Here is a 12709-nt window from a genome sequence, read left to right as displayed (position 1 = left end):
AGAAACCATCGTCCAGATGGACCAAACGCCAATCATGCACTAACAATCAAATTGGACCACTCAGGTGGGGCTGATCAAGAGGATGAAGGCAAAGCGGTGAGTGCCGGTGTGGTCGTTTTCTTGTAGGGGGATCGGCGTTCCGTCTTGGGTGCATGGCAGCTTAGTCTTGCCGGTGCCGACTTGAACGATCAGGTCTTTCTCGGTGTCGCCCAAGGGCAGCGGATACCATGTGCTGTCAACCTCTTCGAAGGCGATCACATAGACTGTGCTTGGTGATGTCAGTTCAAAGATGTATTGCTGCCCGATCCGAAGCACCGGCAGGCCATCATCGTCGGGCGGTTTGCGGCTGGCGATGCCAAAGCCATCGGCCGGGATGATGGACAGACCAGTCTCGACGCCGTGCGTCTCCAGAAACACCTCCCATGGATCGCGGCGGGGATACTGGAACAGGTCCGGCGCTTGGCTCTGGGCAAATTCAAAGTGGTTGGTCGCTAACCATTCATGGATGGTCCGCATTTTGAGGCGGTCATAAACCCCGCGTTTGATGTTTGTGTAGGGGTGCAGGCTTTGGCTGAGCGGCTTGCCCTGAGCCTGCTCAAACAAATCATTGAACCGCCCCCCACTTGCGCGTGTAGCTCGCGCAAGATGCGATAGAGCGTCTTGGTCGGACCTTTGCGCGCCTCTGGCGATGCGTTGCGCCAGTCAAATTCTCTCTTGGTCATAGACTCTGACGGTATCTGGCGATGTGTCGGATGCAAGCATGGCCGTGTCCTACACCCGCATTTACCTTGCAATCACCTCATCTCGGCATCCTTTCAGTTTGGTATCAATCCCATATCGCATTGGAAATCATGAAGAATTTCCTTGCGATATCACGGGTTATGTGAGACTATGTTCTATATTTGTTCTGATTGTGCGCCCGGTTTTGGAGAACGCCAATCGAACCACATTTCCCAAAAATTGATAGAGAAAGGACCGGCCCATGTCCCAGCCAGACGAAACGCATGACCCATTACAACCCAGACCAACGCTCAGCATCGATTGGGAGGTCTATGCTGCGATGCTGGAAGATTCAGACATGTCATTGGACGCGCAGCGCGAGCTGATCGAAACGCTATGGTCCATCGTCGTGATGTTTGTCGATATGGGCTTTGAGCTGAACCCTGTGCAGCAAATCTGTTGATCAAGCGAGGATGCTTTGTCCGATGATCCTCCCGATCTGCTATACTTGTTGGAACAGGAAACACTTAATCAAGACCCCGAGAATGGGCACGCGTATAGACAGGAGGCCCCATGGACGGATCAGTAACCACCAAAACCACCAAGGCGGTGATCTACACCCGTGTATCTGGGGCCAAGCAGGTGCGCGAGGGCGATGGCCTCGCCTCTCAAGAAAACCGCTGCCGCGAGTATGCCACCTATAAAGACTATGATGTCGTTGAGGTTTTCTCTGATGACATGTCCGGCAAGTTCGAGCGTCGCCCGGCGATGGATCGCATGTTGGCATTCTTACGCCTCAATAAGAAGAACAGCCATGTCGTGATCATCGATGATATCAGCCGATTTGCCCGGAATGTGCAGGCCCATATCAAACTGCGAGAAACACTCGCTGATGCAGGTGGCATTCTAGAAAGCCCGTCGATTGAGTTTGGCGAAGACAGTGACTCTCGTCTTGTCGAACACATGCTGGCCTCTGTGGCCCAGCATCAGCGCGAAAAGAATGCGGAACAAACCAAGGCAAGAATGCGTGGGCGAATGATGAATGGCTATGCTGTCTTTGCTGCGCCGATGGGGTACGTCTACAAAAAGACCGGATCGCACAACAAACTGCTCACCCGCGTGGAGCCGCTTGCCTCGATCATCGCCGAAGGTCTGGAAGCCTATGCTTCTGGCCGGATCGCATCACAGGCAGAACTCAGACGCTTCTTCGAAGCACAGCCCGACTTCCCGAAGTGCTTGCCCAACGGCCAGATCCGCCAGCAGCGCATCACCGATCTGTTGGACCGGGTAGTCTATGCTGGATACGTCGAGTCCGACACCTGGGGTGTCTCCCGCCGCAAGGGCCATCATGAGCCCATCATCTCGCTAGAGACCTACACCAAAATCCAAGATCGCAGACACGCCCGGCCCATCGCGCCTGCACGCAAGGATATCAATGAGGACTTTCCCCTGCGCGGCGCGCTGAACTGCGCCTGTTGCGATCAACCCATGACGTCGTGCTGGTCCAAAAGTTCGACCGGCAAGCGTTACCCTTACTATTGGTGCCAGAGCCGCGACTGCTCAGAATACCGCAAGAGCATCCGCGCGGAAAAAATCGACGCTGGCTTTGCAGACATTTTACAGTCCATGACCCCGAGCAAATCTCTCTTGGGCATTGTCACCACCATGCTGAAAGACGCCTGGGATCAGCGCATGGATCAGGCCAAACATGCCAAGATCACGCTTAAGCGCGACATTGCCAAGATCACCAAGCAGCAAGACACGCTGGTTGAGCGGCTGGTGGAGACGTCAAACGCCAGGGTCATCACAGCGCTTGAAACCAAAATCGCCAAGCTTGAAGAGGAAAAACTGGTTCTCGCTGAAAACACAGAGCAAAAAGCAACGCCCAAGCACAGCATGACTGAGATTTTCGAACTTTTGAAAGCCTTCCTCTCAAACCCTTGGTATATCTACGAAAATGGCTCACTGACCCTCAAGAAAACCATCCTCCGAACAGCATTCAAAGGCCCCTTGGCATACGACCGCAAAAGCGGTTTTCGAACGCCGCAACCCTCTGTTATGTTTGAGTTTTTTGAGAAATTCACAGCAAAATGTAAAATGGTGCGGATGAGAAGACTCGAACTTCCACGGGTGTTACCCCACAGCGACCTCAACGCTGCGCGTCTACCATTCCGCCACATCCGCATGCTTTACAAGGTGCGCTGTCTTTAGCCCGACACGGCACCCTTGTGAAGAGCCTATTTTTCGCAAAACGCCACCAATGACATCGCCTCCGACAGGCGCCTTGGCTCTCCATGATCGCCCGCTCGCAACGGGTCAGCCGAAACAGCCGCGGCTCGACCGACTGACGTCGGAGCGCCTCCGCCCGACCCGTAGGTCGTCAGAACACGCGCTGCACCGGGGTGTGTCAGGCAAAACCGCCGAGGTACCCAAGCGATTGCTGCGACCTGGCAACGCCGCCCCGCCGAGGTCGCCGTGACACAGGCCAACCTTTGCGTCGAAACTGCAGCGTAAGACCGTGCTCAGGGCATCCCGGTCGTCTATGATCCTATCCCGGCTCCGTGGGCGGAGATCAAAACGCCTCCGCTCACAAGGAGATGCGATGCGCCTCGCGTGACACACTCAAATGCCAACCCGGTCGCCGCAAACCGCAGGATGCGCAGGGACCGCCCGGCCCAGACCCGTGTTGCAGATCACGCAGCCTGCGCTATAGATCGCGGGCATGGTGGAATGGATCATAACCGACGGGCTGACAGACTACCGCGCCGCCGAAAGCTGGATGGAGGCGCGGGCCGAGGCCATAGCACTTGGCACCGCCCGCGAATGCGTCTGGCTGCTGGAGCATCCGCCGCTCTATACTGCGGGCACCAGTGCGAAACCCGCGGATCTGATCCGACCTGACCGCTTTCCGGTCTACCCCACGCGGCGCGGCGGGCAATACACCTACCACGGGCCGGGGCAGCGGGTTGTTTACGTGATGCTGGACGTCGGCAAACGCGGTCGCGATGTGCGCCGTTTCGTTCAGGCGCTGGAGGCCTGGATCATCGCCACGCTGCAGCAATTCAATATCACCGGCGTGCTGCGGCCCGACCGGGTGGGCGTCTGGATTGAACGGCCTGACAAACCCCGGCTGCCCGATGGCGCGGTAGCCGACGACAAGATCGCCGCTCTGGGGATCAGACTGCGCAAATGGATCAGCTTCCACGGAATCTCGCTCAATGTAGAACCGGATCTGGCGCACTTTGACGGCATCGTGCCCTGCGGCATTGCGGGCCACGGGGTGACCAGCCTCGTTGACCTGGGCATCCCTGTAGGGTTCGCGGAGGTGGACATCGCGCTACGGCTGAGTTTTGCACATGTCTTCGGCGACGTCCCCGTCGACGCCACAGCGCACCCGGCTCCGATGCCGACTTAGCGCCGGGTGACCATGTAAATGCCCGCTATCCAAAGGACCTAGCGCAGTCCGGCGCATCTCAAGCAGCCGACCGCGCGGCGCAACCCTGATCCCCTTTTACGAAAAGCCCAAGGCCTCCGCCGCCGACCTGCATGCGGCGTAGACCTCAAACTCCTTCGGATAGAACGCCGTCAGATTGCTGATCGCCAGCTTGCTCAACGGCGTCTCCAGCGTCGGCACCGCGGTTTTCGGCACAGTGTCCGGACCCGGCGGGGCCAGATCCAGACGGCTCAGGATCTTGGTCATCTGGCGGTCGATGTGCGCGGTCTCGCAACATACCAGCAACGTGCCACGCTCCAGCTCATAAGAGACTGCCTCGGGGGAATGCAGATAATGCGCGTGACCGTACTTGAGATGGAAAATGGAAGCTGCGGAAAAGCGGGCAGCGGATTTCAGATAGTCGTCCTGCGCAAAAAGCGCTTCGGCAAGCGCGTTGGGCGTTCGAAAAAACGAAAACGCGACCGCCTCCGCAGTGCTCCAGCTGACCTCCTGGCACGGTCGCCCCTGTCGCAGCCGCGCGTTGAACCCAGACGTAAAACGGGTTTGCGGGTCGCGAAAGAAAAACGCCAGCTTCCGCGCCCGGCCAAAGCGCTTGATGGTGCTCACCAGCGTGTCTTCATGGCCGCCGAAATAAAGCGCCTCGGGCCTGTCGCCATCCGCTTGCGCCAGCGATTTTAACTGACTTCCACCCGTCCTGCCGATGGTGAGAAAAACGGTTCTGGCCGGGCGGTCGGGTGTGCGTTTCGCCGGTTTGCTGGCTGGCTTGGCGGCGGCCCCTCTTGGATGTTCCCGGCTCTCCAGCAAGGATGGCCCCAGAAGCCGCCAAAGCGCTTCGAGGTCGCTCTGGTAGGCAGCATCCATCTGTTGCCGCTGCGCGTCGGAGAAAACCCGGCTCTCCCTGGTGCGACCCAATCTGGCAAGACCGTCGAAATCACCACTGTCAAGAAGATGCGAGATCACCGCGTCCTCGCCCGGTCCGGCATTCCGGGGTTGCCTGTTGAGCTTCGCCTCGGCCAGATCCTGCCACTGGGTGGCAACCCTCAGGAACCGCTTTGGATTATCCTGAAGATGGGCGAATTCCCGGACCACAAGCCGCGCCTGAGGAAAGACCGATTGCACATCCTCGACGACGTTCTTCCAGCTGCGCGCGCCCTCGCAAATACGGCCCAGCTGCGAGGCTGACGGAAAGCGGATCTCCTTCCGGCATAGCGAATACAAGATCGCCGACGTCCAGTAGTCAGCAAGTTCCCGCACCGACAGCAGGATCACATCTGGCCGGTAGACGGCCGCCAGACTGCGCAGGTTTTCCTTGGCGTTGGGATAGAGGATGCCCGTTGAAATGTTATGCCCCATCGTTCCCAGGACATTTTCCTCACTGACAACCAGCCGCGTGCGCGGGCCGCTTGGCTCACACGTCACCCATCTGGAGACGAGATCCGTGAAGGTGCCCTGCCGGCTGTCGGGCGGGCTCAACACTCGGATATCGGCGTCTTTCAGAACATCCGCATTCTGCCGCAGAAATCGCTGGAGCGATGTGGTCCCGGTCCGGTGCGCCCCGAGGTGAAGTATCCTTTCGCTCATAATATCGAGATCTCCACAGGCGGCTTTGTCCGACGAGGTGCACGCAAGCAGTAGCCGTCGGCGGGCCGTAGTTCAAATAGGGTCGAGGGTGCTGTTGTCGGCTGATGGGGTGTCATCCAGTCACACGGGGATCGTGGACCTTTTCAGCGATACGGCATTCACAGTCGAAAAAGTGGGGCGCAGGACAGCCACAGTCGCGCAGGCGCAACGATACCGGCTACAGTGAAGCGCTCCACGCAGCCGGTCAGATCCCGCAAGGCGGCTCGGCCGTCTGCGGGCCGCCTTTCCAGCGGCACGCGGTTTACCCCTGCGCCTCCTGGCAGGCCGCCACCAGATCGCGTATCGCTGCCTCGTTCAGAGGCTTGTTGATGAAGCAATGCACATTGGGATTGGCCATCGCCTGCTCCCTGTCTTCGCGCGCCTCGGAGGTGGAGACCATGGCGATCAGCGGGTTGCCCGATCCCTCTGACGCCAACCGCGGCACGTAGGCCTCCAGAAATTCGAACCCGTTCATCCCCGGCATGTTGATGTCGAGCACGATCAGGTCGGGCATCCGGTCACTTTCGTCGAGATGGCGCAAGGCCGCTTCTCCATCCGTTGCCACATCCACCTGAGCGATGAGACCGCTGCGGCGGATCAACCGTTGGTGCATGAGGTTGGTGACCGTATCGTCATCGATCAGCAACGCCTTTTGAAGAACGACACCATCCACCTCCATTACGGCACCGGGCGGTTCGGCAGACGAATGGAAAAGGTGCTGCCCTCGCCCAACGTGCTTATGACAGAAATATCGCCCTCTGCCCGCTCCAGTATCCGGCGGATGGCATAAAGCGAGACCCCCGCACCGGGGGGATGGCTGTGTGCGCGCTTGAACAGGCCAAAGACCTTGTCGATGTCGCGCGGCAGACTGAGCCCGGTGCCGTTGTCCTGCACCGAAATCCGCACATGGCCGACCTCCTGCCGCGAGGTGATGGTGATCCGCGGGCGCACCCCGCTGCGCGTGTATTTGAGCGCATTGGCCACCAGAGCTTTGAGCGCATTTCCAAGCTCCAGATCAAGAAACCACACCGTCGGCACCCCTAAATCCAGTTCCACACTAGCGCGCAGATCGGTGATCTGGAAATCCAGATCCGCCAGCACCTGTCCCGTCACCTCCGCGAGATCCACATCGTGAAACGCCGAAAACGCCCCCGACCGCGCCTGCGTCACACAGATCAGCGCGTCGACCTTTTCGCCAGCCTGCTGGCAGACTTCCTTCATCCAGCCGAGCGTTTCGACATGTTCATCTGTCAGCAGTGGCTCGGCCTCTGCCAGCATGTTTGTCAGGCTCGCCATATTGCTGACCGGCACCTTGAGGTCATGGGTCGCCGCATAGGTCAGATCCTTCAGGTCACGGTTGATTTCGCGCAGCTTTTCCGTCCGCTGGACCACCCGCGCCTCCAACTCTTCGTTCAGCGACTGCAACTCCGCCGTCCGGACGCGCACCCGCGCCTCCAGCTCATGGTTGGCGCTGGCAAGCCGCTCCGCCGCCTCCTTCTCCGCCGTGATATCCGTGGCGATGCCCACGTGACGCAACAGACTGCCATCGGCGGCGCGCTCAAACACCGTATCGCGCCCGCGCAGCCAGACCACGCTGCCATTCTTTGCGTAATGCCGCGACTCGACACTGATGTACTGGCCGTCGGGCAAGTTCTGCAGATGGTCAAAATGTTCCTCAAGCAGGGACCAGTCCGCCGGGTGCACCACCTGTTCCACCAGGCGGTCACCCATCGCCTGGATCTCTTCGGGCGAATACCCAAGCAGGTCCGCAATCGACCGGTTGGAATACTCATTGGCCTTCAGGCGATGATTGTAGACATAGACAATGCCCGGAACCATCCGGACGATGCGCGCAAGAAAACCCCTGCTGGTAACATCCAGAGGCGTATCGACATCACTTCTTTTGGGGGGTTTGTCCAAACCCATGTTCAGATATTCTCCGCACTCTGAGCCAGACAGACACCTCCCCGGCTTGTGTAAATTGACGTATGAAACTTAAGCCGCGGTAAAGATTACTCTGATAGATCCAATTCAACGCACTGAGCCCGGCAGCGCTCAGGCATTTTTAACCGGCTGCGGCAATACGATCATTGCTTGCCGGTGCAACTCCCTCTAAAACCGGCAAGACTCCGCGTTTTGGCCTGGGAACGCCAGCACGCGATAACGACGACATGCAGGAGGCAAGCGCATGGCAGACGCAGCCGTACATGGGCAAGAGCACCATGACGAACGATCGTTTTTCCAACGGTGGTTCATGTCCACCAACCACAAAGATATCGGCATTCTTTACCTGATCACCTCGGCCCTCGCGGGGTTCGTTTCGGTGGCATTTACCGTCTACATGCGGCTGGAGCTGATGGATCCGGGCGTTCAGTACATGTGCATGGAAGGGGCACGCCTGTTTGCATCCGATGCAGCCTGCACCCCCAATGGGCATCTATGGAACGTTCTGATCACCGGCCACGGCATCCTGATGATGTTCTTTGTGGTGATCCCCGCGCTTTTCGGTGGATTTGGCAACTATTTCATGCCGTTGCAGATCGGCGCGCCGGATATGGCCTTCCCGCGCATGAACAACCTCAGCTTCTGGCTCTACGTGGCCGGTACCACGCTGGCGGTCTGTTCGGTGCTTGCACCGGGGGGCAATGATCAGCCGGGCTCCGGCGTGGGCTGGGTGCTCTATCCGCCGCTCAGCACCAATGAGGGCGGCTGGTCCATGGACCTTGCGATCTTTGCGGTACACGTCTCGGGTGCGTCCTCGATCCTGGGTGCGATCAACATGATCACCACCTTCCTGAACATGCGCGCCCCGGGCATGACGCTCTTCAAGGTGCCGCTCTTCTCCTGGTCGATCTTCGTGACCAGCTGGTTGATCCTGCTGTCGCTGCCGGTACTGGCCGGTGCCATCACCATGCTGCTGATGGACCGGAACTTCGGCTTCACCTTCTTCGATCCCGCAGGCGGCGGGGATCCGGTGCTCTACCAGCACATCCTGTGGTTCTTCGGCCATCCGGAAGTCTACATCGTGATCCTGCCGGGCTTCGGCATCATCTCCCACGTGATCGCGACCTTCGCGCGCAAACCGATCTTCGGCTACCTGCCGATGGTCTGGGCCCTCATCGCCATCGGCGCCTTAGGCTTCGTGGTCTGGGCGCACCACATGTACACCGTGGGCATGAGCCTCAACCAGCAGGCCTACTTCATGCTGGCAACCATGGTCATCGCGGTGCCCACGGGGGTCAAGATCTTCAGCTGGATCGCCACCATGTGGGGCGGCTCGGTGGAGTTCAAGACACCGATGCTCTGGGCCTTCGGCTTCCTCTTCCTCTTCACCGTGGGCGGGGTCACCGGCATCGTGCTCAGCCAGGCCGCCGTGGACCGCTACTACCACGACACCTATTACGTGGTGGCACACTTCCACTATGTGATGTCGCTCGGTGCGGTCTTTGCCATCTTCGCGGGTATCTACTTCTACTTCCCCAAGATGACCGGCAAGATGTACCCTGAATGGGCGGGCAAGCTGCACTTCTGGACGTTCTTCATCGGGGCCAACCTGACGTTCTTCCCCCAGCACTTCCTGGGCCGTCAGGGCATGCCCCGCCGCTACATCGACTATCCGGAGGCCTTTGCCTACTGGAACTGGTGGTCGAGCCTGGGGGCCTTCATCAGCTTCGCGTCCTTCCTCTTCTTCTTCGGCGTGATGTTCTACGCCCTGCGTCGCGGCAAGCCCGCACCGGAGAGCAACCCGTGGAACGAATACGCAGACACGCTGGAATGGACCCTGCCCAGCCCGCCGCCCGAACACACGTTCGAGCAGCTGCCAAAGCGGGAAGACTGGGACAAACAGCCCAGCCACTGACCGGCAAACAGACAGCAACGGGCCCCGGATCACCTCCGGGGCCTTTTGTCGTTCCGGGGCCAGAACACCGACCTGACGTCTCCGCGGAGCACGGTCAGCAAGCACACCTCCTGCTCTGGTCACAACGCGCGGTCAGATGTCGAGAATGCCCCCATCGACATCACGACGCGTCAAGTATCGCCGAGCCTTCAGTGTCACATATCGCCCAACACAGCACCCATGCCCCAACCGTGGGGTGAGTTGCGCCCGGCGCAGTCCGCGCTCATCACAAGCGCCATCAAGTCGGGCGATCACTCCACCCTCTCCTCGGTATCAGTACCCGTTGGTCCTGCGCCGCGCGAAAACGCCTGCTCTGTTGAAGCCATGCCAGGAATACGGGCTACCCCATCGGCACCGCAGGGCAACACTCTCGGCAGCCCGCACTGCAGGGTAGCCGCCGCGACGGAAACCGCCGGAAGGACAGAAAACCAGCGCGGGTCTCGCAACAGCATCGGCGCCACCCCGCGGATCAACCCCGCCAAAGGGCGGCGAATATCGGGCAATTCGGTCCTCCCCAAGCAGGTAGCCTAACGCCTGTCTGAACCCTAGGCGCCCCCATCCCGGATGACCTTCAACGCATCCACACACCACTGCAGATACCCAATGGCTCCGTCGTGCCGCCTGTCGGGGTTTGATTGCTGGTTGGGATCCGCCTGACGTTCCTTGATGGCCTGATCAAGCGCATCGATGGCCGCGTCGACATCCCCATACCGAGCAAAGGTTTTCGCCCGGTCTTCCAGCTTATGCGCATAGGCCGAGCCTTGACCATACTTTCCGCTGGTCCCGTCCTCCGTCGGCTTCTCGATCCAGTCCCAGAGCATCTTCTTGCCGCGTACCGCGGCCTTGATCCCATCGCGCTGATTTTTCCTCAGCTGGGCTTCCGGTGAGCGGGTCTTCTTGTAAGTCACCGTGGTGAACCCATCGTCGGACGGGGGCTTGCGTCGCGCCGGTGGCTTTGCACCACGGCCCACTCTTGGCGGCGGCATCGCCTTGCCACCCAACGGCTTGACCAGCGGGACCGGTTCCATGCCGCCGGCGTTGTCATTCGCCTTGGTCTGCGCTTTGCGCTCCTTGCTCCGCTCCCGGTTTCGTCGGTTCTTCCGCTGGGTCTTGGTAAGGGCCGGTACCGCGGCGAGCATCGCGCCTCCGGCGTTCGCCCCGGGCTCCACCGGTTTTTCGGTCTTTGGTTCGACCTCGGGGAGGTGCCTCTCCGCCATCCCGTCCACCGGTTTTTCCGCGGTCGCGACCGGAACGTCCTGGGCCTTGTCCAGACCCTCCTCCGATGCGCCTTCGGGTGTCTTGGACGACCCCCGGAAGTACGAAAACGGGTTGAGGTAGTCGAGCAACTCCCACCCGACGGCCTGCACCACCGCCCGGTCGTCCATCCGGCGTTGCACCGCGCCCAACCGCGTCGCAGCAACGCTGTGATCCGCCAGATGCTGCAATCGCCCCACGGTACCTGTAGTGGCGCGGGTGGGCCCCTCCGCGCGTCCGGGTCCGCCCCCCTCCGCTGCCCGCCCAGTCCGGGGCGGGTTTTTCGTCTTCTGCCGGGTCGTTTTCATGCGCTGAACCTCTTTGCCTGACACCAGCATAGCACCGGACGCGCGTTCCAGTGCTCTTTTTTCGATCCCGGAGTGCGCGCTCCACTGGCCCCGAACCGCCCCCACCCGCGGATCACGATCTTCACCTCGCCCGCCACAAAGACGGCGGCCTCATTCTCAGCCAGTTTGTGAAAAATCACTCACCCAGAGCGGGAATTCGCGCTACCCTGACACCATATCCAACCCGACCCTGCAGAAAGGTGCCTTGCCCTGGATACCGAACTTTCCCTCTCCGGCTTCGCGGACCGTTGCCGCGCCACGGAGCGCATCGGTGATCTGTGGCATCTGGCGCTGGCATTCTTTGCGGCCCGGGGCATTACCCAGGTCAGCTACCACAGCGATGATGCGCCCGAGGATGGCTCCCGGGGGATCGCCACCTTCGGCTTCCCGGAGGACTGGGTGTGCCACTATCTCGGCGCCAATCTGGTCAAGATCGATCCGATCCCGGATCTTGCCGCGCGCTTCTCCAAACCCTTTCTGTGGTCCGAGACGGCCAGCATCACCCGGTTGCTGCCGGAGCAGATCGACTATCTGCGCCAGCTTGAGGAGGCGGACATCGGGGACGGGTTGGCCATGCAGGTCTTCGGCCCCAATCTGCGCAACGCCTACGTCGGACTGGGGTTCGGCCACAGTGACTTCGTGCCGACAGCCGAGCAGGTGTTCGAGCTGCAATGCGCCGCGCAGATTGCCCACATCCGCTACTGCGAAATCACCAGTGACCGGCAGGCCAAGACCGCCGGGCTATCCCCCCGGGAGCAGGAGGTGCTGCGCTGGATCGCTCAGGGCAAGAGCACGTCGGTCATTGCCGAGATCCTCGGCATCTCGCGCAACACGGTCGATACGGTCACCCGCCGGATCTTTGCCAAACTGGGCGTCAACGACCGCACCACCGCCGCCATCCGCGGGCTGGGCTCAGGTCTGCTGAAATACAGCCCCGGCGGGATCACGTGATGAAAACCGCTGTCACGCAGCTGCGTGACAGACCGCACCGCCGCGTCTTTGCTAGATCTCCGCCAACCCGCAGGAGATGGATCCATGAGACAGATGTGCAGCACGCCCCGCAAACCAACCGGTACCGCCACAACCCCTTCCGCCAAGACGTCAGATCAGCGCGCGACCACCGTCGATCTCTTCACCGAGATGTCCACGTGTCTCGCGCACTGTGCAGAGCTGGTGCAGGACTGCGCCTATGGTCTGGCCCGCACCCACGATCCGTTGGTTGTGGCCGAACTGATCGAACTTTCGGCCCGGCTTGAACGCATGGCGCAAGAGACGCTGAGCACCGTCGATGACGTGGCGGACACGCCCAGACCGCACTGACGCCACAGGAACCGTCCCGGTGCTGCGGCGGGCACCGGGTGGATCGTCAGCGGCGATGCCGCGCGCCGCTGCGCCCTACCGCACGCCGTCTTAATC

At 60.4% G+C, this 12709-nt stretch carries 11 protein-coding genes, 1 tRNA gene and 2 pseudogenes; 7 read left to right on the top strand and 7 right to left on the bottom strand.

Features of this window, described 5'->3' with window-relative positions:
* Positions 1-60: 60 nt before the first annotated feature.
* Positions 61-603, bottom strand: a complete 543-nt coding sequence (locus tag Q1A53_RS21400; protein WP_299970727.1) for a hypothetical protein — start codon at positions 601-603, stop codon at positions 61-63.
* A gap of 379 nt (positions 604-982) precedes the next feature.
* Between Q1A53_RS21400 and Q1A53_RS21395 the strand changes: the two genes are divergently transcribed.
* Together Q1A53_RS21395 and Q1A53_RS21390 are read left to right on the top strand one after the other, a co-directional pair.
* A complete protein-coding gene (locus Q1A53_RS21395) occupies positions 983-1183 on the top strand; it encodes a hypothetical protein (RefSeq protein ID WP_299970725.1) in 201 nt (66 codons plus the stop codon).
* Positions 1184-1293: 110 nt separating this feature from the next.
* Positions 1294-1707 (top strand): annotated as a pseudogene (locus tag Q1A53_RS21390) (recombinase family protein); the annotation flags it as partial.
* Between the two features lie 195 nt (positions 1708-1902).
* Here the strand turns inward: Q1A53_RS21390 and Q1A53_RS21385 are convergent.
* Entirely contained in the window at positions 1903-2070 is a 168-nt protein-coding gene (locus Q1A53_RS21385; protein ID WP_299970722.1) for a hypothetical protein, read from the bottom strand.
* Positions 2071-2208: 138 nt separating this feature from the next.
* Between Q1A53_RS21385 and Q1A53_RS21380 the strand changes: the two are divergent.
* A pseudogene (locus Q1A53_RS21380) lies at positions 2209-2274 on the top strand (hypothetical protein); the annotation flags it as partial.
* A 544-nt stretch (positions 2275-2818) separates the two neighbouring features.
* Here Q1A53_RS21380 and Q1A53_RS21375 read toward each other — a convergent pair.
* A tRNA-Leu gene (locus Q1A53_RS21375) sits at positions 2819-2904 on the bottom strand.
* Positions 2905-3442: 538 nt separating this feature from the next.
* Between Q1A53_RS21375 and lipB the strand changes: the two genes are divergently transcribed.
* Positions 3443-4135 (top strand): lipoyl(octanoyl) transferase LipB, encoded by a 693-nt coding sequence (gene lipB, locus Q1A53_RS21370; protein ID WP_299970720.1) that lies wholly within the window; start codon positions 3443-3445, stop codon positions 4133-4135.
* A gap of 96 nt (positions 4136-4231) precedes the next feature.
* On the opposite strand, the gene Q1A53_RS21365 is transcribed toward lipB, so the two are convergent.
* From Q1A53_RS21365 to Q1A53_RS21355, 3 genes are all read right to left on the bottom strand, one after another.
* The gene (locus tag Q1A53_RS21365; protein ID WP_299970716.1) at positions 4232-5755 is read right to left on the bottom strand and encodes a hypothetical protein; all 1524 of its coding nucleotides are present in this window, start codon (positions 5753-5755) and stop codon (positions 4232-4234) included.
* Positions 5756-6056: 301 nt separating this feature from the next.
* Complete coding sequence (locus Q1A53_RS21360) at positions 6057-6473, bottom strand: response regulator (RefSeq protein WP_299970713.1); 417 nt, start codon at positions 6471-6473, stop codon at positions 6057-6059.
* On the bottom strand, positions 6473-7633 hold the full coding sequence (locus Q1A53_RS21355) for a PAS domain-containing sensor histidine kinase (protein WP_299970710.1): 1161 nt from the start codon (positions 7631-7633) through the stop codon (positions 6473-6475). Before Q1A53_RS21355 ends, Q1A53_RS21360 begins: the two co-directional genes overlap by 1 nt.
* A 349-nt stretch (positions 7634-7982) precedes the next feature.
* Here Q1A53_RS21355 and ctaD point away from each other — a divergent pair, with 349 nt between their 5' ends.
* A complete protein-coding gene (gene ctaD, locus Q1A53_RS21350) occupies positions 7983-9653 on the top strand; it encodes a cytochrome c oxidase subunit I (protein ID WP_299970707.1) in 1671 nt (556 codons plus the stop codon).
* Positions 9654-10237: 584 nt separating this feature from the next.
* On the opposite strand, the gene Q1A53_RS21345 is transcribed toward ctaD, so the two are convergent.
* Positions 10238-11254, bottom strand: coding sequence for a hypothetical protein (locus Q1A53_RS21345; protein WP_299970704.1), 1017 nt, complete (start codon positions 11252-11254; stop codon positions 10238-10240).
* 216 nt (positions 11255-11470) lie between these two features.
* Here Q1A53_RS21345 and Q1A53_RS21340 point away from each other — a divergent pair, with 216 nt between their 5' ends.
* Both Q1A53_RS21340 and Q1A53_RS21335 read left to right on the top strand, forming a co-directional pair.
* On the top strand, positions 11471-12244 hold the full coding sequence (locus Q1A53_RS21340; protein ID WP_366873027.1) for a LuxR family transcriptional regulator: 774 nt from the start codon (positions 11471-11473) through the stop codon (positions 12242-12244).
* A gap of 84 nt (positions 12245-12328) precedes the next feature.
* Positions 12329-12613, top strand: coding sequence for a hypothetical protein (locus Q1A53_RS21335; RefSeq protein WP_299970701.1), 285 nt, complete (start codon positions 12329-12331; stop codon positions 12611-12613).
* Positions 12614-12709 lie beyond the last annotated feature (96 nt).

Origin of the sequence: uncultured Roseobacter sp. (genome assembly GCF_947496515.1) — a bacterium.
GTDB lineage: Bacteria > Pseudomonadota > Alphaproteobacteria > Rhodobacterales > Rhodobacteraceae > Roseobacter.
The sequence above is the reverse complement of the archived record's forward strand: the minus strand, read 5'-3'. Positions and strand labels throughout refer to the sequence as shown.